The sequence below is a fragment of the Desulfovibrio biadhensis genome (assembly GCF_055388615.1).
The window spans coordinates 3,236,544-3,261,637 of sequence record NZ_AP042477.1; the positions used below are offsets into that span (position 1 = coordinate 3,236,544).

Here is a 25,094-nt window from a genome sequence, read left to right on the forward strand (position 1 = left end):
TTGTCAGCATTCTGAAACGCCGCGGCATTGCCGCGGCGTTTTCAGTTTTGTCTAGCGAATTTAGAGATTTATTTGTTCATGGTGAGCAAAAACTCTTCGTTGCCCTTTGTACCCTTCATCTTGTCCAGCAGGAACTCCATGGAATCAATTGAGTTCATGGGAGAAAGCACTTTGCGCAGAATCCAGACCTTATTCAGCACATCCTCAGGAAGAAGCAATTCTTCCTTACGGGTACCGGAACGGTTGATATCAATGGCAGGGAAGACACGCTTTTCAGAGAGATGGCGATCCAGGTAGATTTCCATGTTGCCCGTCCCCTTGAACTCCTCAAAGATGACTTCATCCATGCGGGAGCCGGTATCTATAAGGGCAGTGGCGATGATGGTCAGGCTGCCGCCTTCTTCGATGTTGCGGGCTGCACCGAAAAAGCGTTTGGGACGTTGCAGGGCATTGGCGTCCAGACCACCGGAAAGCACACGACCGGAAGAAGGCGTCACCGCGTTGTAGGCGCGGCCAAGGCGCGTGATGCTATCCAGCAGGATGACAACATCGCGCTTGCGCTCAACAAGACGTTTGGCCTTTTCGAGCACCATCTCAACAACCTGCACATGGCGCTGTGGCGGCTCATCAAATGTGGAGCTGATGACTTCGGCGTTGACCGTACGCTCCATGTCGGTGACTTCTTCAGGGCGCTCATCAATGAGCAGGACAATAAGGTAGACGTCGGGATGGTTTGCGTTGATGGAGTTGGCGATCGTCTGGAGCAGCATTGTCTTACCGGTACGCGGCGGGGCGACGATGAGGCCACGCTGGCCACAACCAATAGGCGACAACAGATCGATGACGCGAGAAGAATAATTGGTTGGCCCGTTCTCCATGGCAAAGCGTTTGTCAGGATATATGGGGGTCAGGTTGTCAAAGAGAACCAGTTGCTTGGAGTTCTCAGGGCTCAAGAAGCCGATTTCATTGACACGCAAGAGCGCAAAATAGCGTTCGCCCTCTTTTGGGGGGCGTATCTGGCCGGAAACCACGTCACCTTTGCGCAGTCCAAAACGTCTGATCTGCGAAGGAGATACGTAGATGTCATCCGGGCCAGGCATGTAGCTGTACATGGGAGAGCGCAGAAAACCGAAACCGTCAGGCAGGATTTCGAGGACACCTTCGCCAAAAATGGCGCCGTTTTGGGACGCGCAACTTTGCAGAAGGGTGAAGATGAGCTCTTGCTTGCGCAACCCGCTTGGGTTGTCGATATTGTATTCTTTAGCAAGACCCATGAGCTCTGACATGCTTTTGGTCTTGAGCTCAGATAGGTTCATGATGTTATCCTGATTCTGAGGCTGATTCTGGCCATGATTCTGATTCTGATTCTGTCTCGATCCTTTGCCTTGACGCATAAATCCAATTCCTCGTGGCGTTGAAGACAAGCCTGACTCTGCCGCTACAGGGAACGCCAGGCGATTGAAGAAGTGTCACATCGCATTATGTCGATGTGCAGCATGAACAAAAGAAAAGAAGAGGCTTTGCAAGCCGTATCTTGGAAAATAACGTGTTCAAATATCAAGTGATGAACTATTGGTGTGCAGAAGGCAAATAATGCGTTGCAATATCTTGCACAAAAAAGATAAGTTCAAACGCTGCGGTTGCAAGCTGCAGCTGCGCATTTAGAAAACCAAACATTACGGGTCAAGAAGCGAAAACCAGAGACACATTCCCGGTTGGTTAAGAGTACAATATGGATAGAAAATAGGGATGTGTCTGCAGAAGTGATTTGCTAGGGTGATGCCTTATCTCATCCCCGAGCCATTTGCAAGGTCTTTATGCTACTTTTCCTCGTCGGGTTGCTGTAATACATCTGCGAACAGCGTTTCTATGCGTTCCTTGATATCGTCCTGATCGGCGCCTATGGCGTGTGACAACTCCATGGTTATCAAGCTCATGGCCTGCTCCAGCAGGCGACGTTCACCAAAAGACAATTCCTTGTCCTTGCCAATCAGCAAAAGTTCTTTGAGCACATAGGCAACATCGGCCAGATCGCCGCTTTTGAGTTTTTCTGAATACTCACGATAGCGGCGATTCCAGTTTTGGCCGGAATACCCGGTAAAATCTGAGCGGTCGTCGAGCGAATCCAGAATGCTCTTGCCAACCTCTGCATCACATACAGGGCGAAGGCCTACATTTTGTGCATTTTTCACAGGAACCATCAACGTTACGTTGTTGGAAAGAATACGCACGATATAGAATTCAGCGGTGGCACCGCCTATTTCCTGTGTTTCTATACGTTCGACTTTTCCCACGCCCTGTGCAGGATAGACGACCAGTTGATCGGGGGCAAACACTACCGGCTCCTTGGGGAAATGCGAGTGTGTGGCCGATTCGCCACGAGTAAATACTTGATACCTGAAAGCGACAACCATGTCCATGCCCGTGTCCGGATGGCTGGAGGGAATCACGGCAACCTCCGCACATGCCGGGACGGGCGGCTATTCCGGCGTATCTGGTTCAGGCGGGGCAAAGCCATTAATATATTGCTGTGCCGGCACAAAACCTTCCCGGGCGTACATCTCCACCCCTTCCACTGCATGGCGTAAAACATCATCCAGCAAGGGGCGTTCATCGGCGCTGAAAACACTGAGAACAAAATTTCTGTTTTCGTTCGAAATTCGTTTGCCGATACCCAGGCGTAATCTGAAAAAATTGTTTCCACCCATATGCTGTGCAATAGACTTCAGGCCATTATGACCGGCAGCCCCGCCGCCTTGCTTCAACTTCATGCGGCCCAGAGGCAGATCAAGTTCGTCATGCAAGACCAGAAGTTGTTCAGCGGAAAGCTTATAGAAATTTGCTACGGCCCCTGCGCTTCTGCCGCTTTCGTTCATAAACGTCATGGGTTTGAGCAGCAGCCATTCGCCAGAACAGCCGGGAATCTGAAGACGATACAATTCACCGTCTGCTTTGCTCAAGTTCAGTCTTGAGCAGCTATGGGGGGCGAGCCGGCGGCACTGTTCAAGCAGAGCATCCGCCAGCAAGAAACCGAAGTTGTGTCGGGTCTGGGCATAGCGTTCACCCGGATTACCCAGACCGATAATGCAGCCTTTTAGGTCCATTGTGTGGTGTCGAGAAAAGTGATGCTGTGTCCAAAGATAGACACAGCGCGGGCCCTGCACCATAGGGCAGGGCCCGTTAGCTGCGGGAAAGTGCTATTCTTCTTCAGGCGCTTCGGCTTCAACTTCAGCTTCTTGAGCCCCGCCTTCAAGATCTTCTTCAGCTGCTTTGGCAACAACGCCGGCAACGGAGAAGTGCTCTTCATAGACCAGTTTTACGGTTGAAGGCACCTTCAGGTCTTCGACGTGAATGTTGTCGCCTACATGCAGTTCGCTCACATCAATGGTGATGCTTTCAGGGATGTCGTTCGGCATACACTCGACTTCAATGGAATCACGGAAGATTTCGAGGAGGCCGCCTTCCTGTTTCACGCCGATGGGTTCACCCACGACTTCCAGAGGTACGGACAAGCGCATGGCGTGGCTCATGTCAACGCCGTAAAAGTCTACATGGCGCAGGAAGCCCTTGACAGGGTTGCGTTCGATTTTCCAGATGAGGGCTGGAATCACGCCTTTTTCACCCTTCACTTCCAGATCAAAGACCTGGTTGGAGCCCAGCTTTTCGTAAGCCTTCTCCAAAGGGGTGTACTGGCATTGAACCATGAAGTTTTCGCCCTTGCCGTTGTAGAAAACGCCGGGAACGAGACCTTCATCGCGCAAGCGGCGGTTGGGGCCCTTGCCCGAAAGTTCGCGCTTCTCGACGGTTAGTTTCAGATGCTTGCTCATTGATGTTCTCCTTAAGGAATATCGCTCACGCTGGGACGATTCGCTTTGCGCCGCCGCGTGGTCAGACGAACAGGACGCTTACAGAAGAGTCCGTGTGAATGTTGTGTATGGACTTGGCCAGCAAACCGGCCACGGACAGCACATGAAGCTTGGGGCAATTCATGTGTTTTTCGCCCAGCGGGATGGTGTTTGTCACCACCACCTTTGAAAATTTTGAATCGCACAAGCGGTCGATGGCAGGGCCGGAAAGCACCGGGTGCGTGGCGCAAGCCATGACGTCCTTGGCGCCTTTTTCAAGGATGATTTCAGCTGCAGAACACATTGTACCGGCTGTGTCGATCATGTCGTCGACAACCACGGCGATCTTGTTCTTCACGTCACCTATCAGGTTCATGGCCTTGGCCTTGTTCGGCTCATCACGCCGCTTGTCGATGATCGCAAGGCTGGCGCCGAAACGCTTGGCGTAAGAGCGGGCGCGCTCTGTACCACCGGCGTCGGGCGAAACCACAACGATGTCGTCATCGAACTGCCGCATGTACTCCATGAAAACTGGCAGGGCATAGAGGTTGTCCACAGGGAGATCGAAAAATCCCTGAATTTGCCCGGCGTGCAGATCAATGGTGATCATGCGCGACATACCGGCAACCGTAAGGAAATCCGCCACCATTTTCGCACTGATGGGCGCGCGGGGCACCACCTTTCTGTCCTGCCGCGCATAACCGTAATAGGGCACTACAGCGGTTACGCGTCCTACACTGGCACGCTTCAGCGCATCCAGTATAAGGGCGAGCTGCATCAGGTTTTCATTCACCGGATGGCAGGTGGGTTGGACAACGAAAACGTCATCGCCACGAACATTGGCGCCGATTTCGATGCGGATTTCGCCGTCTGAAAACGTTTCGACAACGGCCGGTGTGAGACGGCAGCCGAGATGGTCGCAAATAGCCTGGGCGAGCTCAGGATTCGCAGAACCTGTAACGATCTGAAGGTCGCGGTGCATTTGACTGGTCGTTCCTGCGGTGCTGAAGTTGAGGCTGCTTCCGCCTTTGGCCAGGCGGCTACGGGCAGAAGACCTTCGCGCCTTTGGCGCTGAATAGTTGATTGGCTGGGGTGGAAGGATTCGAACCCTCGCATGACGGGACCAAAACCCGTTGCCTTACCAACTTGGCGACACCCCAGCGTCAAAAATTGTGCATGTGGGCCGTAGCACCGAGCGTCTGTAAACGCTCAACTGCTGCTCGGGCCTTTTGCGCATCCCGGAAAATCCCGAACAGACTCGATCCGCTGCCACTAAGAAGAGCGCCTGCAGCGCCTGCGCGCAAGAGTTCTTCATACAGGGAACGCAAAGAGCCATGTGCCTTGAATACGACCGCCTCAAAGCTGTTGCAAAGTTCAAGGCCCTCAAGGCAAAAAGGACCTATACCCGCGCTCTTTTGGTCTGTCAACCCAGGATTTGCAGGGGCAGGTCCTCTTGCAGGAGCTTTTTTTGGTCTTTCTGTCTTTTGCGCGGTTGCAGCCTCGTTTCCAAGGTAGCCATTCGCCGCATCCCACGCCCCATACGCCCAGGAAGTGGAAACATGCAGCGGCGGGGTGCAAAGCACGAGGTGCAAACCGCGCATGGCATCAAGAAGCTCTGGAACTTCGCGAAGTTTTTCCCCTACACCAGTGGCCAGACAGGGATTTTTGCGCAAGAAGAAAGGAACGTCGGCGCCAAGGGCGCATGCGAGCGCAGACAAACGCTCCATGCCCAACCCCTTGCCATCCTGCTGCGCCATTTCTTCCAGTGCCAGAAGCATGGCTGCTGCGTCCGCACTGCCCCCGCCGATACCGGCGCCAATAGGGGCGCGTTTTTCAAGCCTGACGTTCAATCCCGGTGTAAAACCAGAAGTTTTTGTGAAGCTTTTCCACGCCTTAACGACCAGATTCCCCTCGCCTTCCAGAGCCGGGTTAGAGCAACTGAAACTCAACTCGTTGCCAGATGTACGGGTGATGGAGAGCACATCTGTTGGTTCCGGCAAAAAAAGGAACAGTGTGTCCAGCTCATGGTAGCCATCGTCCCGGCGTGAGAGGATATGCAGGAAAAGGTTTACCTTGCAGCCGGGGTGCATGATCACGGCAGGGGCGCTTTCGCTGTTCATTTGTCTATGCGTTCTACTATTATGGAATCATTGGTGAAGACACAAATCTCAGAGGCTATGCGCATGGACTCCCGGACGATTTCATCTGCGGAAAGGGTTGTATGACGCCGCAACGCCCGTGCAGCGGCAAGCGCATACGAGCCTCCGGAGCCGATGCCTATCATGCCGTCATCCGGTTCGATCACGTCGCCCGTGCCGCTGATGATTAAAATGTTTGTGGCGTCGGCAACTACGAGCATGGCCTCGAGCCGGCGCAGGTATTTATCCTTACGCCATTCCTTGGCCAGTTCGACACTGGCGCGGACCAGGTTGCCGTTGTACTCCTCGAGCTTGCCTTCAAAACGTTCGAAAAGGGTAAAGGCGTCGGCAGTGGCGCCGGCAAATCCAGCAATAACCCGATCCTTATATATACGACGCACTTTGCGGGCGCCGTGTTTGATGGCTACGCTTTGTCCCAGTGTGACTTGTCCGTCTCCGGCAAGTGCAGCGCCGTTTTCGTCCAGCACTGCCAGAATTGTGGTTCCTCGGAGTTCCATTGGATTCTCTCTGTGTGCTTCACTGTCCATTGTGTGACAGATGGGTTCAAAAAGGCTTTCAGGCAGGGGGGCCAAGTATTTCTGACGCGGCTGCCGCCCAGATGTTGAAACTTTTTTCACTAAAAAGATACATCGCAATTTTTTTTGCGGCGCCTTGCTCTATCCCGTTGCGCAATGTTGTCAGGGCTATGCGCGCGGCCTGTTCAACAGGGTAGCCGTAAACGCCGCAACTGATGGCCGGAAAGGCCATGCTGGCTGCACCTGCTTCTGCGCCGCGGGCCAGAGAATTGGCGTAGGCATTACGCAGGGTGCGTTCTTCATTGTTGCCCCCGCCCCGCCAGATTGGGCCTACGGTATGGATTACGAATCGCGCCGGAAGGTTGAAGCCGGGGGTAATGACAGCCCCACCTGGTTCGAGATGTCCCTGGCGGGCGACAATTTCCATACAGGCTTCGAGTAACTCCGGCCCCGCAGCACGATGGATGGCGCCGTCCACACCGCCGCCTCCTGCCAACCTTGAATTGGCGGCATTCACGATTGCATCGACATTGGCCTTGGTCAGGTCCCCCTGAACCAATTCCAGCCGCCCCTTTGCAATGATCCAATGCAATCCATTGTTCATATGCGTCCCCGGGCTGGTTCGGGTGTCTGGCTGGTGCGGCAACATGGCATTGGCAATTCCTGCTGCATGCGAACAGTTATTGTACCAGGCGCGCCACTGCGTGCTTGTTGTGTGTAAATTACCAAAATTCCCTGCGTTCCTCGACTTTTTTTTCCAGCTCTTCAAATTCCTTGTTCTGTTCGGTGGAGGATGCAAGCCCTTTGGCTTTATCCATGTGGAATCTAAGTTGCTTCAAATTTTGCGAATAAAGGGCGCTGTATGCCAGGTGCAGGTGCGCCTTGAAGAATTGCCTGTCTTCACCAAGAGCGCGCCCCTGGTAGTAGTGGACTTCGGCGTCTTCGGGAACCTGTTTTTGAATGCGATCAAAGTACTCGACTGCTTGTGACGGATTGCCCATTTCCGCCTGCATGCGGGCGTAATAAAAGAGGGCCATGAGGTCTTTGGGCGCTTCAAAGAGGGCGCGTTGCAGGTATTGCCCGGCAGCGTCGAAATCCCCGTGCTGGAAATAAAAGATCCCCTTCTCCCTGAGCAGCAGCGGGTCGTCGGGGTTGATGTGTTCGGCCTTTTTAAAAGATTCAGCCGCATCCGAAACCCTGTTCAGGCGGTCATAGACTATGCCGAGCCCCAGTTCGCGAAGAAAAGGATCGCCATCCTTGTTGCTGGTGAAGTATTGCAGAGCGATTTTTGCATCGGTATAGCGCGCTCTGAGCAGCATGCGTACGCGCAGGAAGCGGGAGTTATCGATTGTGCGGTTGCGGACATCCGCGGGGAGTCGCTTAACACGCTGTTCCAGATAGCCGATGCGTTCTTTGATGCCGGGGTGCGTGCTCAAATAGGTGGGAATACTGCCGCCGCCACCAAGCCATTGATTGCGCAGGATGTGGGCAAAGGCGTCAGGCAGACCACTTGGGGGATACCCTGCAGCCACGAGAAAATTCATGCCCACCTGGTCCGCCTCACGTTCGTTTTCTCGGCTGTAGTTCAGCATGGCGGCCTGTCCGGCTGCGGCGGAACCGGTCATGATGGCCTGGGCGTGTTCACCGCCAAGAAAGGCGCCCGCAAGCACACCCAACATGCTGAGCAGGGACACCACCTGCATTTGCTCGATGCGGTGGGCAATATGGCGCTGGGAAACGTGGGCAAGTTCGTGGGCGATGACGCCGGCCACTTCAGCTTCATTTTCAAAATTGAGTATCAGCCCTGAGAAAACGAAAACATAACCAGCTGGCGCCGCAAAGGCGTTGATGGCCGGGTTGGCGACCACACTGGTTTTGATCTCGAAGAACTGCGGCGGCATGGTTTTCGTGATGTTGTTCACCAAGCCACGAACATAGTTCACGATCTCAGGGTCCTCAATGAGCGGTAACTGAGAGCGGACCATGATGTTGAACTTGCGGCCAAGTTCGATTTCATCCGTCAGATCGAAATTTCCAAAGTTCAGGATGCCGTCGGCACTGACCATGGCAGGTGTCAACACCATACTGCAGCAGAGCAGCAAGGTCAGGCCTTTGAGCAATAAAGGGCGAAGAAAGGGCATATATGTGTACGTCTTAGCAGACAGCTTGCGACGAAGCATAGCCACCTCCACAGGAGGGTCACGTAGACCTGCGCAACTTCAATGGATACGCAGCCTTGAAATTGCATTGAAGCGCGCACCAATATGGCGCGCCCGGAATACGATGTGTTGCACCGTAAAAAGTCACAGGACAGGGTTCATTTTACGTCAAGCCAAACCCGTCAAAAACGGGTTTGGTTTGCACGTAGAATAAATCATTCCGGCTCTTTTGCAAGCCATCTCCTGCCGGCGCGGCTTAAGGGGCCCGTAAGAGGGGAGCGTCAGAAAACGGCCTAAAGCGCATCCCACATAGGGCCTTGCGGAGTGTCGCGAACTTCCACGCCCATGTTGGTCAATTCTTCCCGCAGGCTGTCGGCGCTGGCGAAGTCCTTGTTCTTTTTGGCATCGTGACGTTTCTGAACCAGTTCCTCGACCTTGGCGACATCGACGCCGGCGCGACGCAGCTTGATTTCCTTGAGGGAGGCCAGGAATTCTTCCGCAGGTTGGGTGAAAACGCCAAGCACCTGCCCCCAGGCTTCGAAGTCGGCAAGAACGCGCTCAAACAGCGCCTTGGCAGCTTCGGCCTTGCGCAGGGTCTTGTCCTCCGCCAGGCGGTTGACCAGCCTGATCACGCCGAAGACATGCCCCAGGGCTCCTGCAGTGTTGCAGTCGTCGTCCATGCTTTCGGCAAAGGCAGCCTCGTGTTCGGCAAGTTCTTTTTCATACTCTTCGGGCAGGGGACTCTTGGACCATTTCGAACGCTCGAGTTCCACCTGGAGCTGTTGTATTGCCGTGTAAATGCGCTTCAGGTTCTTCTCGGCTTCCTCCATGGCTTCAGTGGAGAAGTCGATGGGGCTGCGGTAGTGCTTGGTCAGCAGAAAATACCGCAACACCTCGGGCAGGTATTCCGCCAATATGTCGCGGATGGTTTTGAAGTTGCCCAAAGATTTGGACATCTTTTCCTGGTCGATCTGCACGAACCCGTTGTGCACCCAGTAATTGGCCAGGGGTTTTCCTGTGGCGGCCTCTGATTGAGCGATTTCGTTTTCGTGGTGGGGGAATATGAGATCCTGCCCCCCGCCGTGAATGTCCATGGGCAGGCCGAGGTGCTCTTCGCTCATGGCCGAGCACTCAAGGTGCCAGCCAGGACGTCCATTGCCCCAAGGGCTGGGCCAGAAGGGTTCGTCCGGCTTGGCTGCCTTCCACAGGGCGAAATCAAGGGGATCTTCCTTTTCTTCGCCAGGAACAATACGGGAGCCGGCGCGCAGTTCTTCTATGTCGCGGCCTGAGAGTTTGCCGTACCCATCGAAGTTGCGCACGCGGAAATAAACGTCTCCATTCAGTGAGGGGTAAGCGAACCCTTTGTCGATTAGCTCCTGCGTCAGTTCGATCATCTGCGGAATATGCTCGGTGCAGCGGGGCTCCAGGTTGGCGCGGAGCACGCCCAACCGGTCCATGTCTTCATAAAAGTACTGGATGTTTTTTTCGGCAACTTCATCGCTGGAGATGCCTTCTTCGTTTGCGCGTTTGATGATCTTGTCATCCACGTCGGTAAAGTTGCGCACAAACGTGACATCGTACCCTTTGCTACGGAGCTGGCGGACCAGCACATCGAAAACAACAGCGGAGCGGGCGTGGCCTATATGGCAGAAATCGTAAGCTGTGATGCCGCAAGCGTACATGCGGACGCGGCCTTCTTGCCTGGGGGTGAAGGTTTCCTTTTTACGCGTCATTGTATTGTAAAGTTGCATTTCAGTATCCGTATGCACGGCCAGCAGGCCGCGGATTGATTTGTTTTTGGAAGCTGTTCCGTTTGCCCGGATTGTGTAGTCGAGGATCGGCTGCAAAGTCAAACCGGGGATGCACGGCATTGCCGCGCGCCCCCGGTTGGGAGTGGTTCTTGGCAGGGTCAGCAGTTTTCGCGCAGGGCGTCGATGATCTCTTTGATGGATTTTTCAGATTTATTATGGGGGATTTGGCATGTACCGACAGCGTCGTGCCCCCCGCCTCCGTAGCGCAGCATCAGTTCGCCTACATTGGCTTTGCAGGTTCTGTTGATGATGCTGTGCCCCACGGTTACGACCGTATTCTGCTTTTTCAGCCCCCAGATGATACGCATGCTTACGTTACATTGGGGGAAAAGGGTGTAGATGTAAAAGCGGTTGCCTGTGAAGATTTCTTCCTGATCCCTCAGATCGATGACAACCACATTGTCATGCACGGTAGCGCATTTGTTGAGCATGTGGTCAAAGAGCTCCTGCTGTTGGAAATAGCGATCCACACGCTCTTTCACATCTGGAAGCTCCAGTATTTTCTCGATGGGCAGGGTCCGGCAGAAGCCGATGAGCTCTTCCATGAGTTGATAGTTGCTGATGGAGTAGTCGCGATACCGCCCCAGTCCGGTGCGGGGGTCCATGATGAAGCCCAAAAGCACCCAGCCGGTGGGGTTTTTGATTTCTTCTTCCGTCAGGTCCGCGCTGTCCACCTTGTCCACAAAGTGCATCATGTCATCGAAGGATTCGGGAAAAGTATCGTGCCCCCCGTAATAATCCCAGATGACGCGGGCTGCGCTGGGCGCGGGTTTGGAAAGTCCCTTGAAGTCCTCGCCGTGGGCCTTGCGCTTGGTTTCGCTGGAGTGGTGATCAAACCACATACCGCAACCGGAAGCATAGGGAACGTTGGCAAGAATGTCGTTGGCGGTCACCTTGATGGAACCGTCCTGAATATCCTTGGGGTGCACGAATTTCCAGTCTTCCATGACCCCGGCTTCTTGCAGCAGCACGGCGCAGATCAGTCCGTCGAAATCGGACCGTGTCAACAACCTCATTTTCCCCCTCCTGCAGGTGCGTTGCCGCGTCTTGCCAGTGGTGCGCGGCTCAGTTAATAGCCTCATCTGTATCACACTTGCGACCATGCTGAAAACTGGGGCGCCTTGAAAAAATAACGCCGAGGCGTGTTTTTTTCGCCCAGATATTCTTCGCAAAAGCAAAGTATTGCTACATGTAGTACGTTTATGACATTTTGTGAACAGCATGTGTGACAGGACATGCCGCCAAAAGTAATGTCTCCCGATAAAAAAAGCGAAAAAAACAGGAAAGAGAATGGTCACCTGGATTTTGGCCCTGTTCGGGGCCTATATGCTCGTTGCGCTGCTTATCTATGCCCTCCAGGGGCAGATGGTCTGGTCGCCCGGCAACAGGACGATTACCGCTACGCCAAAGGATTTTGGTCTGGAGTTCGAAGAGTTTTTTCTCAAGCTCGAAGGCAGGGTCAGCGTGCATGGCTGGCTGATACCGCCGCCGGAAACACCTCCCCTTGACGGGGTGCAGGCGCAAGAGCCCTTGTGGGTGCATTTTTCTCACGGCAATGCAGGTAACATTTCCCACCGGATGGATACCATTCGCTTGCTGCACGACCTGGGCATGGGTGTTTGCATCTACGATTACCGCGGCTACGGGCGAAGCCTGGGAGAGACGAGCGAGCAGGGCACCTATGAAGACGCCAGGGCTGTCTGGCAGCACCTGAAAGAACGGGTTGCGCCGGAGCGTATCGTCATCTGGGGGCATTCTCTGGGGGGCGCCGTGGCGGCTTGGCTGGCCGCCGAACTGCAAGGGAAAGATGCACCGGCCGCACTTGTGGTGGAGTCGGCCTTTACCTCGGTGCCGGACGTGGGCAAGAAGAGCTACCCCTTCCTCCCCGTGAAGCTGCTCTGCCGCTACAAGTACGACACCGTAGCCTCTGTCGCGGGTGTAAAGTCACCTGTCCTGATTGTTCATAGCCCGGACGACGAGGTCATCCCTTATGCCATGGGGCGCACAATTTTTGAGAACGCCGCCGACCCGAAAGAGTTTCTGGAGATTCACGGCAGCCACAACAATGGTTTTCTCGAGTCCGGCGAGCTCTATACCCAGGGCGTCCGGCGTTTTCTGGAAGCCCACATAGGGGGGTGATCAGGCCAGGAGCGACCGTTTTTGCAGCCGCGCCTGCTGCCACCAGCGCCACCCCAATACAAGAAAAGGGGCGATGAGCGCCAGTTCAGACAGTTCCCTGACGCCCAGGGGGCGGATGAGCGCCCAAAGCACAAGGGCCAATGCCCCCACCAAAAAGAATGGCCGTAAGTCTTTGAAGCTGAAAAGCCCCATTTCTTTGTGACAAAAGAACGTTGTGCAGGCGCCGACTGCCAGCCGGGTGATAATGATGGCCAGCGCCGTACCGAGAAGTGGAATGACCGGTATGAGGCCAGCGCAGAGCGCCAGATTCAGGATGACGCCGCCCGAGTAGATAACCAGAAGCACACGCTGATTTCCCCTGCTCATCATTAAATAGGCAGCCAGGTTGTGGAGGAAGGCGACCAGCACAAGGGGCGCCAGCCAGTGCTGCAGACCGATGGCGTCTTCATACTGTGATCCGTAGATAATGGGGATGATTCGGTCTGCCTCCAAGGCCAGAAAAAGGGCCACGGGGATGGCGATGCAGGTCAGCCAGCGAACGGCTGTGCGGGCCAGCCTGGCGTATTCTTCCTTGTCGCGGTGCCAGAGTTCCACAAAATGGGGGTAGAGCACATTGCGCAGCATGATGTTCACGCCCAGCGCAACGAAACTTTCCACAACTCCCCAGGCAATGGCGTACTGGGCCACGGCATCCGGTCCGGAAACGCGCTGCAAAAAAAAGATATTGGCCTTGTTGTAAAGAATCGCACAAAGGGAAAGGCCGACAAAGACCATGCCCCCTCTGGCTGTGCGCCATGTTCTGGCCATGGGTTTGCGCCGCAGGCGCAGGTTTCGCATTTCCCGGTGGGTGAGGCTGACCAGTACGCCACCGATAAGATTTATTGTATTTTCAATAAGTTTGAATGACGCCACCACAAATGCGGGGGCGCCGAGAAAAAGCGTAATAAGGCCGAAACCGTATCCGGCCACGGCTGCTACCATGCGTGTGCGTGCTTCGAGGTCCTGGCGCCCCCGTACGCGACAGGAGACGAAAAAACTGCTGGCCAGAGCTTCTCCCGCCATGCCTGCCCCTAGGATGAGCACCATGAGCAACAGGCCGGCGTCGTATTCTTGCCACAAGCTGAACGCGACGGCGCCGCTCCACCCCAGCGAGACCAGCAGACCCTTGATGAGGGTATAGCGGGCCAGTACGTCGCCTTTGTTTGTGGAAGGTTTGCCCAGGTCCGTGACAAGCGCCTGGTTCAGTCCGAATTCCCCCACGAAAAGAACGATGTACCCCAACTCGAAGGCGACCATGTATTGGCCGTAAAATTCAGAGGAAGTTCTTGCGAGCGCGATGAGGAAGACAGTATTCAGCAACTCTCTGAGCCATTGCGCGGAGAGCAGGTGGGCAAATCGCTGGAGAATGCTGGTAGGTTTGTTTTGCTCTGACATAGGCGCCTTATGCGAAAAATGTGGAAATGACTGCAAGGCAGGGTGAATACGTCAAGAGGGGAAGGGTGGCAAGGATGTCGCAGTGCGTGAAAGAATGCACAAGTTGGCCTTTTCTCTGGACTTTTAAACAAAATTGGATAATAAGGGTACATGAAGAGTGGAATGGTGATCTTCTCGCCGCCTGAATGTGAAGGCATCTCTCCCGAGTTGCTGGCGGTGGCGCACCCCTTGCTGCAGGAAGACGTCGCACGATACTCCCCCTGGACGTTTTTCCCCACACGGAAAGACGCTTGTGCAGATACATGCGTGGATATCCCCGAGACGTATTTTCCCTGTTGGAGAGGGGCGAGCGAAGATGCGCCTTTCCTGCCGGAAGCGGCTGCGGTCCTGGTATGCGGTGCGTGCACTTCAAGCCTGGATATTGCCTGGCAACTGCAGCAGCAGGGAGGGCTGCCTCCCTGGACCACTGTACTCGCCACTGAGCAGCGTTCCGGCAGAGGTCAGTTACGTCGGCCATGGCGCTCGCCGCTTGGGAATATCCATGCCGCTTTGCGATTGCCGGAAGCTCTTCTGCGCGCCGGTGATCTGGCGCCCCTGATCGCTGGATATGCGCTTTTGCGAGGCGTGGAGAGCGCACTGGGCAGCGATGCAGCGGCAGACTCTTTGCGGCTGAAATGGCCCAATGACATATTAATGGATGGGCGCAAAGTCGGAGGAGTTTTGCTTGAAGAACGCGCGGGCGTTCTTGTGGCCGGTATCGGGCTGAATGTTGTTGCACCGCCTGACATTGCCGGTCTGGAGCGAGAGCCTGGCGCACCGCCAGTGGGATATTTCGGGGAGGCTGGCCAGGCTCTTCGAAAAAAGGGCCCGCTGCAAATTTGGGAGTCGGTTGTAAAAGGCATGTACACAGTACTGGAATCCGGCATGCCTTACGAAGCTCCTGACACTATTGTGGAATTGGTTGAAAGCGTGCTGGCCTGGAAAGGTCGGCATGTCCTGGTGCACGAAAAGGGCGTAACAAATTCGTCATCAGGTTTTGACAAGCCGGGGGGCGTGGTTGTAGGAATCGCTGTCGATGGCGCGCTGCGTCTCGCATCCTCCGGTAAAGAGATTCGCCTGCGCAGCGGCAGCATCGTTCTGGCGCAACTGTGATTGACGCGTTTGTTAAGGGCTTTACCCACGCATCTGGCCGATACCCGGCCTTCGACTCGGGCAACGACTGGAGTGAAAAACATGGCTGACGCCTGCGGCGATGGTCATGTAACAAACCGCCGCGCACCCGTACAGTTTGAATCATGTACGCGCCGTAACGTTTCCACCCTGCACGCCTGTAGCGTGCAAAGCGAAGAGGAACTATGACGAAGAAATCCTTCGAGCAGGTTATTCAGGAGATCAAAGGCAAGCCGATTCTCGTTGCCAACCGCGGGATTCCCGCGCGCAGAATTTTACGGACCATCGCTGAACGGTTCCAGGGGATTCCCATTCTTACCGCCACAGAGGTGGACAAGTCTTCTCCCGCCACTTCCGGTGCGCGTGAGCTGTTGCTGCTTGGCCCCGACCCACGTTCGTATCTGGATGTGGATCTGGTCATCAAAAAAGCCAAGAGCAGGGGCGTTGTCGGTATCCACCCTGGCTGGGGGTTTGCCTCCGAGGATGAAAGCTTCCCCGCCAAGTGCGAAGCTGCCGGCATCACGTTCATTGGCTCCAATGCCGAATCCATGCGTTTGATGGGCAACAAGGTTGAACTCAGGCGTCTTGCCCTCAAAGAGGGCGTTCCCGTTGTGCCGGGTTCCGAAGGCTCGGTGGACATCCCTGAAGCCAGGCGTGTGGCCAATGAGATCGGCTTCCCCATCATGCTCAAAGCTGAAGGTGGCGGTGGCGGTCGCGGCATTTACGAAATTTACAATGAAGGGCAGCTTGAAAAGGCTTTTGAAAAAGCCTCCACCATGGCCAAGGCCTCTTTCGGCAACCCGCGGCTCTATGTGGAAAAGCTGCTCACCAATGTGCGCCACATCGAAATTCAGGTCATTGCGGACAAGCACGGCAATGTTTTCGCCTTTGACGAACGCGACTGTTCGGTGCAGCGCAATCACCAAAAGCTCATCGAGATCACGCCTTCGCCCTGGAAAGGAATGACCCAGAAGCTTCGCGAAGAGCTCAAGGAGTATTCCCGCAAGCTCGTACGCGCGGTGGATTATTTCTCACTGGCCACAGTTGAATTCCTTGTTGACGATGCAGGGCGCCCGTACCTCATCGAGGCCAATACGCGTCTGCAGGTGGAGCACGGCATCACCGAATGCCGCTACGGCATCGATCTGGTGGAAGAGCAGATGAACGTCGCCTTTGATGGCGAATTGCGCTTTACTCCGTACAACATGAAGCCGATGCACCACGCCATACAGGTGCGCATCAACTTCGAGGATCCGCAGGATCAGTTTTCGCCAAACTCCGGACTCATCACCCGTTACATTTCCACGGGCGGTCCCGGTGTGCGGTTGGATTCCTGCATCAGTGCGGGCTACGACTTCCCCTCGCAGTATGATTCCGCCGGATCATTGCTCATTGCCTACGGGTATGATTGGGACAAGACTCTGAGCATCATGGACCGCGCCCTGGCCGAATATGTCATCGGCGGTGTGAAGACCACGCTGCCTTTCCACAGGGTTGTGGTGAAGCATCCCGCCTTTCGTGCAGGGGATTGCGATACCAAGTTCATCGACAAGACTCCGGCGTTGATGCACTACCACGACGCTGAATGTGAAAGCGTGCGTCTTTCACGGCTCGTCGCTGAAATCTCTGCCCAGGGGTACAACTCTTACGTGCAGTTGGGGAACTACCGCACTCGCGAAACCCCCAAAGTGCGGCCCGAGGCGTTTCGCCCCATTCTGCCGGAGATCAATGACAAGTCAAAAGGCGCAGTTTATCCCCGTGGTGACCGCAAGGCCATTCTGGATATGCTGCGAGATAGCGACTACGTGCATTTTACTGACACGACAGCCCGCGACATAACCCAGTCGAACAGTGGCAACCGCTTCCGCCTGGCCGAGGATGAACTGATCGGCCCCTACCTGGATAACTGCGGTTTCTTTTCTTTGGAAAATGGCGGCGGCGCGCATTTTCATGTCGCCATGCTGGCGAACATGACATACCCCTTTTCCGAAGCTGAAGAGTGGAACAAGTTCGCCCCTAAAACGTGTAAGCAGATTCTCATCCGCTCCACCAACGTGCTGGGTTACAAACCCCAGCCGCGGAACCAGATGCGCTTGACGGGTGAGATGATCAGCCAGCACTATGATGTGATCCGTTGTTTCGACTTTCTGAACCACATCGAAAATATGCGCCCATTTGCTGAGGTGGCGCTGGCTTCCGAACGGAATATCTTCGAGCCGGCCATATCCTTGTCCTGGGCCAAAGGCTTTGATGTGGAGCACTACCTTGGAGTGACCGAGGACATTCTGTCCATGGTGGCCAAGGTGGACGGCACGGGCGTCAATACGGCGGCCAAAAAGATTATTCTTGGCCTGAAGGATATGGGCGGTGTGTGTCCGCCGCGTTTCATCAGCGAGTTGATCGCCGCGCTTCGCAAGAAGTACCCGGAACTGGTGCTGCACTACCATCGCCACTACACGGACGGATTGTTCGTGCCTTCGGTGGGAGCTGCCGCCAAAGCGGGCGCACATATAGTTGATACCGCCATCGGCTCTTCCGTACGCTGGTACGGACAGGGCGATGTCATGGCCACGGCCGCCTACATCAAGGGCGAACTCGGCCTGCAACACAACCTCGATTGGGAAATGATCCGCACCACCAACTTCGTGCTCAAGCAGATCATGCCTTATTACGATCGTTACACCGCCCCCTTCTTCCAGGGCATTGATTACGATGTCGTGGAACACGGCATGCCCGGTGGGGCGACGTCTTCCTCGCAGGAGGGCGCATTGAAGCAGGGGTATATCCATCTGCTGCCCTACATGCTCAAGTTCCTTTCCGGGACGCGCAAAATCGTACGGTATCACGATGTGACCCCTGGCTCACAGATAACCTGGAACACCGCGTTTCTGGCCGTGACCTCCGCATACAAGCGGGGTGGTGAGAACGAGGTGCAATATATGCTCGAGGTGTTGGACAACGTGAACAAGCACCCCGAGGAAAATCTGCCAGAGCAGATCAAGGAAGCCCGACTCATGCTGTACCAAAACAGCAACGACGCCTTCCGTGACCTGCTGCTTGGGAAGTTCGGCCGCCTGCCTTTGGGCTTTCCGCCGGATTGGGTCTACCAGAGTGCTTTTGGGACGTGTTGGAAAGAGGCTTTGGAAGAGCGCGCCGACACCTCCCCCCTGGATGTTTTGCCCGACCTCGATCTGGACGCCGAGCGTGAGGCGCTGTGCAAGCATCTGAAGCGTGAACCGACTGACGAAGAGTTTGTGCTGTATCTGAACCACCCTGCAGATGCGCTGAAGACCATCAACTTTGTTGAAAAGTATGGTGATCCCAACCGTCTGCCTCTGGATGTTTGGTTCGAGGGGGTAGAGCCCGGGCAGACGCTTGATTTTGTAGATGGCCAGGGTAAACCGCACCAGATGGAGATTCTGCGTATCTCCCGCCCTGACAGAAGGGGCAAGGCCATGGTGCGTTACTCACTGGACTCCGAAATCATGCGCCATGATGTTCAGGTCGCCTTGCCGCAGGCAAGCGGTCCTGGCGCGACGGAACAGGCCGATCCCAACAACCAGTACCATATTGCTTCGCCCAGCAGTGGCGATCTGTGGGTGATGTATGTGCACCCTGGTGATGTGGTAAGTAAAGGTGAGGAGCTGTTCAACATCTCCATCATGAAGCAGGAAAAAGCCGTTGTCTCGCCAATGGACGGCATAGTTGTGCGTGTATTGAAAACCGCCAACTTCAACGAGGACCGAAAAATGGTGCCGGTGAAGGAGGGGGAACTGCTAGTAGAATTGGGTCCCGTGCCCAATACTTGCTCTGGCTGCAACCGACCGATTACGATCGATGACTGCAGTTTCTGTCCTTTCTGTGGTAAAGAAGTTCAGTGTACGTGCGCATCCTAGATGCTGATGTTTTGAACGAGCCAAAAAGAGCCCCCGGGAAGAAACCGGGGGCTCTTTCATTCCCCGTTTGACACACTGGCGGGGTTTTCATTGACGAAGTTTGGAGCCCCAAGGTATACGCTAGGAAGAAAAATACCTGCCCGCCCCCTTCGAGGTGGAAACATTCACGGCAGTTACGGCCAGGCGCATTGGCATCAGGCGTGACTAACTGGTATGGTGCATGCTCGACGGGAATGGGTAGAGACTACATCTGACACCGGTATACGCCGATCGCACAAGGACCAGGCAGGGTCCGTCCGAACGTGTCTGAACGAGCAAGGAGGAGAGACGATGGCGAAAACGCGCAATTCCAAGGCCGAGTCCGCAAAAAAAGAGGCTGACAAGCCAGTGGAAAAAGAGCAAGAAGCTGCGCCCGAGCAGGCGGTACAGGAAAACGAAACTAAGGCCGCCGAATTGAAGAAGATCAAGGAGCAGTATGTGCTCAATGGCGCAGACATCGTTGCCATAGGCGAAGAAGCTGAGCTGCTGGTTGGCGGAAAAAACTACAACACTGCGCTTATCAGCCAGGTGGAAGGTATTCGGGCGCCCCAGTTTCGGGCGATCTCCTCGAAGGCGTTCCATATTCTGCTGGATGAAAGCAAGGTGAACGCCACTCTGATCCGTTCTGTAGTAGACAAGGAATACAACAAGATCGACTGGGGCGATGCCGAGATCAACAAGGACTCCGAGTACCTCCAGAAGTTTGTCCGGCGTTTGGGCAAGGAGGTGAAAGAGGAGACCGGTAAACGTTCTTCTGGCAGCCCGGTCAAACTGCGTACCTTCATCAACAACGTGGTTGAAGGCTTTGCCACTTCACCAGAGGGTATCGACCAGTTGCGCAAGCGCTCCGTGCTGGTGCAGGTGGCTATTCTTTCCGTTGATTTGCCCACCGATGTGGACAGGGAAGTACGTGGCGGCTACCGCAGCATTTGCAAGGAAGCCGGCGTGGAAGACGTCCCCGTGGCTGTCCGGTCTTCTGCAGCGGGCGAGGACAGCCGCAAAAAGGCTTTTGCAGGCCTGCAGGACACCTACCTGAACGTGGTGGGTGAAAATCAGTGCGCCGAAGCCTACCATTGGGATTGTGCCTCTGCCTACAACCTGCGCTCCATGACGTATCGCCGCGAGGCCATTCTGGACGCCATTTCCCGTGCCGAAACAACCGGCGACGATTCCATTGCCCAGAAGGCCAAGGTCGAATGGTCCATTGAAAATACCTCGCTGTCGGTCTGCGTGATGCGCATGATCAATCCCGTGATTTCGGGCACCGCTTTCAGCGCAGACACTGCCACAGGGTGCCGCGGCACCAAGCGAAACGACCTGGTTTCCATCGATGCAAGCTATGGACTTGGCGAAGCTGTTGTCGGCGGTATGGTCACCCCTGACAAGTTTTACGTTTTCAAGCGCGATGACGGAACTGAGGTCGTTATCCGCAACATGGGGTACAAGGACAAGAAGATCGCCTACCGTCGCGATGGCGGCACTGAGCGGGTAGACGTGCCTGAGCACGAGGCCTATCAGTGGTCGCTATCCCTGGCCCAGGCCGAAGAAGTCGCCCATGGTGTGCGCGCCATCAGTACTGCCTACGGCGGTATGATCATGGATACCGAATTTTGCATCGACAGCGAGGAGCGGCTCTGGTTCGTTCAGGCCCGCCCTGAAACCCGCTGGAACGAGGAATTCGAAAAGCATCCGCATACCATTTTCATGCGCCGCCTCGAAGTGGATCCCAAGGCCCTGCAGGGTGTGGATATCGTTGTCGAAGGCAATGGCGCTTCCCGCGGCGCCGGGCAGGGTGTGGTCAAGTTTTTGCGCTCGGCCCTGGAGCTGAACAAAATCAACAAGGGCGACGTGCTCGCCGCTGAACGCACCGACCCTGACATGGTCCCCGGCATGCGCATCGCGTCGGCCATCCTTGCCGATGTTGGCGGCGACACAAGCCACGCCGCCATTACCTCTCGCGAGCTGGGCATTCCGGCCATCATCGGCATCCAGCGTCTCGAAGTCCTGCGCGCCCTTGAAGGCCAGGAAATCACGGTTGACGGATCCCGTGGCCGCGCCTACCGAGGCTTGCTGCCCCTGCAGGAAGTAGGCGGTGAAATAGATGTTTCCGAACTGCCTGAAACCCGCACAAAGGTCGGTCTGATTCTGGCCGATGTGGGGCAGGCCATGATTCTTTCCCGGCTTCGCGAAGTTGCCGATTTCGAAGTGGGGCTGCTGCGCGCCGAATTCATGTTGGGCAACATCGGGGTTCACCCCCTTGCGCTTGAGGCCTACGACAACGGGCATCTGAAAAAGGTGGTGGATGACAAGGTTGAGGAGCTGGAGGCGAAGCTGACCAAGCTTGTCACGGACCAGCTCGCTTCGGGCGCCATTACCCTTGATTTTCGTCTGCGTAACTATGTGGGTGAAATCACAGGCCTGCTGCCCAAGCTCGAAACTCTTGCCGAACGTGAGTCCTCCAAGAGCACTGACGAAGTGCTGGCCATTCATCGCGAAATGCGCGACATGGACCACAAGCTGGATGAACATGTAAACATCGCCAGCCGGCGTCTGGCCACGCTCAAGTCCTCCCTGAGCCTGGAAGAGCACATCAGTGTGATTATGGGCTATAAGGACGAGCTGGATTCCCTTATGGGCAGCGCTCCGGAGACGCTTAACCGCAAGCGTGAGCTGGAAGAAAAAATCAAGGCGCAGGCCGAATCCCTGCGGGACAACGCCGTGGTCCAGGAAACCCTTTCCAAGATCAAGGCAATGCGCGACGAAGCCGCACAGGCATCGGGCATCAAGGCCGAGATCGAAGGCGTGCAGGAAGTACCCGAGCGTATCGCCGAGCTTATCAAGTCCCGCGGCCATCGTACCGGGCGTGAGCACTACACCCAGACCCTGGCTCAGGGGCTGGCTCTCTTTGCCATGGCCTTTTACGGCAAGGACATCATCTACCGTACCACCGACTTCAAATCCAACGAGTACCGCAATCTCCTGGGCGGCTCTTTGTTCGAGGCCCATGAGGACAACCCCATGCTGGGATACCGCGGCGTCTCCCGCAATATCCATGACTGGGAAGTGGAAGCCTTCAAGCAGGCCCGCGGCATTTTTGGCGGCAAGAACCTGCAGATGATGCTGCCCTTTGTGCGCACTTTGGAAGAAGCGCGCAGCATGAAACGCTACCTGGAGCAGGTGCACAAGCTGAAGAGCGGGCAGGATGGCCTGAAGCTTATCCTGATGTCAGAGATTCCCAACAACGCCATTCTGGCCAAGCACTTCATCGAAGAGTTCGATGGCTTCTCCATCGGCTCCAACGACATGACACAGATGGTGCTGGCCACGGACCGCGACAACTCTCGCCTCAGCCACATCTATGATGAGGAAGACCCCGGCGTTATCTGGGCCATCCTGGTGACCATCTTTACGGGGCAGAAGTACGGCAAGAAAGTCGGCTTTTGCGGCCAGGGCGTGTCCAATAGCGTTGTCTTGCGTGGGCTGGTGGCCATTGCGGGCATTGTTTCCGCTTCGGTGGTGCCAGATACCTATGCACAGACCAAGCATGATATGGCCGAAGTGGAAAGCCATAACATTCCGATCTTAAAGCTGGGCGAGTGGCTCTCCGAGCAGTTTCTGACACGCCTCAAAGGCCTGCTCAAGGAACACAGCTACGAGCACATTCTTAAGAAATACGAAAGCGCATCTGATTTGATGGAATGGTACGAGGGCGAACTGGCGCGCCTGCATGAGCAACTGCGTGACAACCTGGAAGCCGAGAAGGAAAGCTTCTACCGCGCCGAGATGTCGCGTTTTCGCCGTGTGTTCCACAAGCCCGTTATCTACGCCAACTGGGATTGGAGCGGCACCGTGGAAGACGCCATGCATCAGGCCGGTTTTGCATCCTTTGAAGAACAACAGAAGGCTCTGGAGGCGCAGCGCGCCAAGAAGCTGTAATAGAGCATTTGCCGATAATGATCCGGGGCGTTTGCTCCCCGGATTCTTTTCCAAATAGTATTGACCGCTAAAAAGGCGCGCTCCGCTCAGGGGCGCGCCTTTTGCGTTAACGCACGTGCATGAAAATACGCTGCGGGAATCGCAAAGTGCTGCGAAAGCATCCCGTTGGATGTCATAGGGGAGAGGAAAAAGGCAGTGCGGTGGAGAAAAGTCAGCCGGGGGTCAGCGCGAAAGAAGCTCCAGCCCCATGCTCGGGTCGAGCTTGCGTGAAAGGCCCGTGCCTGTGATTTCGATGATGACAACCTCGGCCACCTTCCAGACGTCAAGCCCGAGGCGTACGCACCCGGTTAGGGTGCTGTCCCCGCGCCCCATGGCGCTGTGCATGTGCAATTTCATGTCCCCTTTTGAATCCGGGAACAGGGTGCCCACAGCGGCGGCCTCGTGCACGGCTTCAATGGCCTGGGTCATGACGGTGATTTTCTCGGCAGCGCCGTCTTCCGGCCCCACAACCAGGGAGCCCTTGCCAATGCCGCCCAAAAGTGCGCAAAGTCCGCCTTCCATGTTTTGTTCCCGCGCAAATGCTTCGATGCAGTCGGGAATCCGATCACCGTCTTCAAGTCTGAGGACGAATACGCGGCCTATGGAACCTTGGGCTACCTGCATTGTCTGATCTCCTGAAGTCTTGTCTGGACGAAAAGCTGTCTTCACCTGATGCACGGGGCATTAAGGCGGCTACAGCGCCCCTTTCAGGTCTGCGATGACGTTTTGGAAAAAGAGGCGGTCAAATGGGCCAAAGCCGCTGTTTTTCAGCAGCAGCGCCCGGTATTCCTGAAGCGTGTAGCATTTGACCCCGGTCTCTACAACGTTGTTGGCCTGGTAGAAGAACTCCCTGGGTGTCGCGGTCTTGTTCAAGGTGTAGTCGAAGACCTGGTCGTCCACTTCGCACCACGCGTAGATGAGGGGTTCGGGCGCAAGGTCCAGAACGGCGTGCACCACTGCGGGACCCTCGGCCACGTGTACTTGTGCGGCATCGAAGGCCGCGCTGAAACAACGCACCTTATCATAGGGGCGCGTTGCTTTTTTGGATCGTTTCCGCCGAAAAAACATCTTCTCACTCTTTTGGAAGTGCATGCTCCACACATAGGGCGCTCAAAAAGGGCGCCGAGCATGGCATGCGGATTGAAATGGCTATGCGGCAAAAGAAAAAAGCCCGGTTCTGGATATCGAAGGGCATACGCCGCAAGCACTCTCTAAGGCTGGGGCGGTCAGGTTGTCAATCCGCAGGGGCAGAAAAGATGGCAAAGACAGTATGTAGTGGCAGCAGCATACATAAATACGGAAATGACGATGTTTTCTTCCTGCTGGACTGCGTGAGCCGGCTTTGTTACAGAATGGGCACCAATGATTTCCCGCGTGCCGCCAGCGTGGGTAAATGACCAAAAGACTCGCCTGAAACGGCGTAGAAGGGGCTATAAAATGCCAATGACCGCAGTTGGCTCGGGATGCACCGGAAAACTGGTCTCCCGACTGGTGCTTTGCATGTGTGCTTTTGTTTTGTGCGCAACCCTGCTTGCAGGGTGTGGTGGTAAACATATCGACTGGGATACCCGTATCGGCACCTACACGCTGGAACAGGCGATTGATGATTACGGAGACCCGGAAGGTTTTGAAGATCTCTCGGATGGCTCCAGAATGTACCTCTGGTACGATGAAGGCAAGATACGCTGGTATAACGTACTGGCCCTTATTTTCAACGACCAGAACAGGCTTATGAAAGTGGAGCGCAACGAGCGCGATTAGCAGTTGGCATCTACAGCTATTACGGCCGGTACAGGGATACTTCTGTGCCGGCCTTCTTTGTTTGCAGCGCCTGTTTCTGCATGAACTCTTTTGCCAAGGGCAGGGCTATCGTGCTACTGCTTCCTGCGCATGACTCCCACGCCACCGACTGAGACGGACGAGGCGGAACCTCATATTCGGCCCCAGGCCGG

General features: G+C 55.4%; 20 protein-coding genes and 1 tRNA gene. 6 read left to right on the forward strand and 15 right to left on the reverse strand.

The annotated features are described in order from the left end of the window. Positions 1-68: 68 nt before the first annotated feature. From rho to ACZ5EH_RS13995, 12 genes are all read right to left on the reverse strand, one after another. The gene (gene rho, locus ACZ5EH_RS13940; protein ID WP_464274489.1) at positions 69-1,316 is read right to left on the reverse strand and encodes a transcription termination factor Rho; all 1,248 of its coding nucleotides are present in this window, start codon (positions 1,314-1,316) and stop codon (positions 69-71) included. Between the two features lie 504 nt (positions 1,317-1,820). Next, positions 1,821-2,336 (reverse strand): CarD family transcriptional regulator, encoded by a 516-nt coding sequence (locus ACZ5EH_RS13945; RefSeq protein ID WP_464278303.1) that lies wholly within the window; start codon positions 2,334-2,336, stop codon positions 1,821-1,823. A 144-nt stretch (positions 2,337-2,480) separates the two neighbouring features. Beyond that, on the reverse strand, positions 2,481-3,104 hold the full coding sequence (gene pth, locus ACZ5EH_RS13950; RefSeq protein ID WP_464274490.1) for an aminoacyl-tRNA hydrolase: 624 nt from the start codon (positions 3,102-3,104) through the stop codon (positions 2,481-2,483). Positions 3,105-3,197: 93 nt separating this feature from the next. Further along, positions 3,198-3,827 (reverse strand): 50S ribosomal protein L25, encoded by a 630-nt coding sequence (locus tag ACZ5EH_RS13955; protein WP_464274491.1) that lies wholly within the window; start codon positions 3,825-3,827, stop codon positions 3,198-3,200. 61 nt (positions 3,828-3,888) lie between these two features. Further along, complete coding sequence (locus ACZ5EH_RS13960) at positions 3,889-4,827, reverse strand: ribose-phosphate diphosphokinase (RefSeq protein WP_464274492.1); 939 nt, start codon at positions 4,825-4,827, stop codon at positions 3,889-3,891. Positions 4,828-4,929: 102 nt separating this feature from the next. Then, positions 4,930-5,005 (reverse strand) — tRNA-Gln (locus ACZ5EH_RS13965). 3 nt (positions 5,006-5,008) lie between these two features. Further along, positions 5,009-5,965 (reverse strand): 4-(cytidine 5'-diphospho)-2-C-methyl-D-erythritol kinase, encoded by a 957-nt coding sequence (ispE, locus tag ACZ5EH_RS13970; protein ID WP_464274493.1) that lies wholly within the window; start codon positions 5,963-5,965, stop codon positions 5,009-5,011. Then, entirely contained in the window at positions 5,962-6,501 is a 540-nt protein-coding gene (gene hslV / locus ACZ5EH_RS13975) for an ATP-dependent protease subunit HslV (RefSeq protein WP_464274494.1), read from the reverse strand. Before hslV ends, ispE begins: the two co-directional genes overlap by 4 nt. 58 nt (positions 6,502-6,559) lie before the next feature. After that, complete coding sequence (locus ACZ5EH_RS13980) at positions 6,560-7,123, reverse strand: O-acetyl-ADP-ribose deacetylase (protein ID WP_464274495.1); 564 nt, start codon at positions 7,121-7,123, stop codon at positions 6,560-6,562. Positions 7,124-7,241: 118 nt separating this feature from the next. After that, positions 7,242-8,699: a M48 family metalloprotease gene (locus ACZ5EH_RS13985; protein WP_464274496.1), complete on the reverse strand. Its 1,458-nt coding sequence runs from the start codon at positions 8,697-8,699 to the stop codon at positions 7,242-7,244. A 272-nt stretch (positions 8,700-8,971) separates the two neighbouring features. Then, positions 8,972-10,429, reverse strand: a complete 1,458-nt coding sequence (gene cysS, locus ACZ5EH_RS13990; protein ID WP_464278304.1) for a cysteine--tRNA ligase — start codon at positions 10,427-10,429, stop codon at positions 8,972-8,974. Positions 10,430-10,587: 158 nt separating this feature from the next. Then, positions 10,588-11,505, reverse strand: a complete 918-nt coding sequence (locus ACZ5EH_RS13995; protein WP_464274497.1) for an exopolyphosphatase — start codon at positions 11,503-11,505, stop codon at positions 10,588-10,590. Between the two features lie 274 nt (positions 11,506-11,779). Here ACZ5EH_RS13995 and ACZ5EH_RS14000 point away from each other — a divergent pair, with 274 nt between their 5' ends. Further along, entirely contained in the window at positions 11,780-12,628 is an 849-nt protein-coding gene (locus ACZ5EH_RS14000; RefSeq protein ID WP_464274498.1) for an alpha/beta hydrolase, read from the forward strand. Here the strand turns inward: ACZ5EH_RS14000 and ACZ5EH_RS14005 are convergent, their stop codons facing one another. Continuing rightward, entirely contained in the window at positions 12,629-14,062 is a 1,434-nt protein-coding gene (locus ACZ5EH_RS14005) for an oligosaccharide flippase family protein (protein WP_464274499.1), read from the reverse strand. A 162-nt stretch (positions 14,063-14,224) separates the two neighbouring features. Here ACZ5EH_RS14005 and ACZ5EH_RS14010 point away from each other — a divergent pair, with 162 nt between their 5' ends. The 4 genes from ACZ5EH_RS14010 (at position 14,225) to ACZ5EH_RS14025 (ending at position 23,103) form a co-directional block, all read left to right on the forward strand. Then, on the forward strand, positions 14,225-15,214 hold the full coding sequence (locus tag ACZ5EH_RS14010) for a biotin--[acetyl-CoA-carboxylase] ligase (protein ID WP_464274500.1): 990 nt from the start codon (positions 14,225-14,227) through the stop codon (positions 15,212-15,214). A gap of 81 nt (positions 15,215-15,295) precedes the next feature. After that, positions 15,296-15,421, forward strand: a complete 126-nt coding sequence (locus ACZ5EH_RS14015) for a hypothetical protein (RefSeq protein ID WP_464274501.1) — start codon at positions 15,296-15,298, stop codon at positions 15,419-15,421. Continuing rightward, complete coding sequence (locus ACZ5EH_RS14020) at positions 15,418-19,128, forward strand: pyruvate carboxylase (protein WP_464274502.1); 3,711 nt, start codon at positions 15,418-15,420, stop codon at positions 19,126-19,128. The genes ACZ5EH_RS14015 and ACZ5EH_RS14020 overlap by 4 nt, the downstream gene beginning before the upstream one ends. A gap of 330 nt (positions 19,129-19,458) precedes the next feature. After that, a complete protein-coding gene (locus tag ACZ5EH_RS14025) occupies positions 19,459-23,103 on the forward strand; it encodes a PEP/pyruvate-binding domain-containing protein (RefSeq protein WP_464274503.1) in 3,645 nt (1,214 codons plus the stop codon). Positions 23,104-23,325: 222 nt separating this feature from the next. Here ACZ5EH_RS14025 and ACZ5EH_RS14030 read toward each other — a convergent pair whose 3' ends face one another. Together ACZ5EH_RS14030 and ACZ5EH_RS14035 are read right to left on the reverse strand one after the other, a co-directional pair. Then, positions 23,326-23,766 carry a PPC domain-containing DNA-binding protein gene (locus ACZ5EH_RS14030; protein WP_464274504.1) on the reverse strand — a complete coding sequence of 147 codons (441 nt, stop codon included), beginning with the start codon at positions 23,764-23,766 and terminating at the stop codon, positions 23,326-23,328. Between the two features lie 69 nt (positions 23,767-23,835). Further along, positions 23,836-24,210, reverse strand: a complete 375-nt coding sequence (locus ACZ5EH_RS14035) for a hypothetical protein (protein ID WP_464274505.1) — start codon at positions 24,208-24,210, stop codon at positions 23,836-23,838. Positions 24,211-24,579: 369 nt separating this feature from the next. Here ACZ5EH_RS14035 and ACZ5EH_RS14040 point away from each other — a divergent pair, with 369 nt between their 5' ends. Next, positions 24,580-24,903: a hypothetical protein gene (locus ACZ5EH_RS14040; protein ID WP_464274506.1), complete on the forward strand. Its 324-nt coding sequence runs from the start codon at positions 24,580-24,582 to the stop codon at positions 24,901-24,903. Positions 24,904-25,094: the final 191 nt, after the last annotated feature.

Coding starts and splice junctions, on each gene's coding strand:
- rho (WP_464274489.1), bottom strand. CDS start 1,316: ATGAACCTATCTGAGCTCAAGACCAAAAGCATGTCAGAGCTCATGGGT.
- pth (WP_464274490.1), bottom strand. CDS start 3,104: ATGGACCTAAAAGGCTGCATTATCGGTCTGGGTAATCCGGGTGAACGC.
- ACZ5EH_RS13955 (WP_464274491.1), bottom strand. CDS start 3,827: ATGAGCAAGCATCTGAAACTAACCGTCGAGAAGCGCGAACTTTCGGGC.
- ACZ5EH_RS13960 (WP_464274492.1), bottom strand. CDS start 4,827: ATGCACCGCGACCTTCAGATCGTTACAGGTTCTGCGAATCCTGAGCTC.
- ispE (WP_464274493.1), bottom strand. CDS start 5,965: ATGAACAGCGAAAGCGCCCCTGCCGTGATCATGCACCCCGGCTGCAAG.
- hslV (WP_464274494.1), bottom strand. CDS start 6,501: ATGGAACTCCGAGGAACCACAATTCTGGCAGTGCTGGACGAAAACGGC.
- ACZ5EH_RS13980 (WP_464274495.1), bottom strand. CDS start 7,123: ATGAACAATGGATTGCATTGGATCATTGCAAAGGGGCGGCTGGAATTG.
- ACZ5EH_RS13985 (WP_464274496.1), bottom strand. CDS start 8,699: ATGCTTCGTCGCAAGCTGTCTGCTAAGACGTACACATATATGCCCTTT.
- cysS (WP_464278304.1), bottom strand. CDS start 10,429: ATGCAACTTTACAATACAATGACGCGTAAAAAGGAAACCTTCACCCCC.
- ACZ5EH_RS13995 (WP_464274497.1), bottom strand. CDS start 11,505: ATGAGGTTGTTGACACGGTCCGATTTCGACGGACTGATCTGCGCCGTG.
- ACZ5EH_RS14000 (WP_464274498.1), top strand. CDS start 11,780: ATGGTCACCTGGATTTTGGCCCTGTTCGGGGCCTATATGCTCGTTGCG.
- ACZ5EH_RS14005 (WP_464274499.1), bottom strand. CDS start 14,062: ATGTCAGAGCAAAACAAACCTACCAGCATTCTCCAGCGATTTGCCCAC.
- ACZ5EH_RS14010 (WP_464274500.1), top strand. CDS start 14,225: ATGGTGATCTTCTCGCCGCCTGAATGTGAAGGCATCTCTCCCGAGTTG.
- ACZ5EH_RS14015 (WP_464274501.1), top strand. CDS start 15,296: ATGGCTGACGCCTGCGGCGATGGTCATGTAACAAACCGCCGCGCACCC.
- ACZ5EH_RS14020 (WP_464274502.1), top strand. CDS start 15,418: ATGACGAAGAAATCCTTCGAGCAGGTTATTCAGGAGATCAAAGGCAAG.
- ACZ5EH_RS14025 (WP_464274503.1), top strand. CDS start 19,459: ATGGCGAAAACGCGCAATTCCAAGGCCGAGTCCGCAAAAAAAGAGGCT.
- ACZ5EH_RS14030 (WP_464274504.1), bottom strand. CDS start 23,766: ATGCAGGTAGCCCAAGGTTCCATAGGCCGCGTATTCGTCCTCAGACTT.
- ACZ5EH_RS14035 (WP_464274505.1), bottom strand. CDS start 24,210: ATGTTTTTTCGGCGGAAACGATCCAAAAAAGCAACGCGCCCCTATGAT.
- ACZ5EH_RS14040 (WP_464274506.1), top strand. CDS start 24,580: ATGCCAATGACCGCAGTTGGCTCGGGATGCACCGGAAAACTGGTCTCC.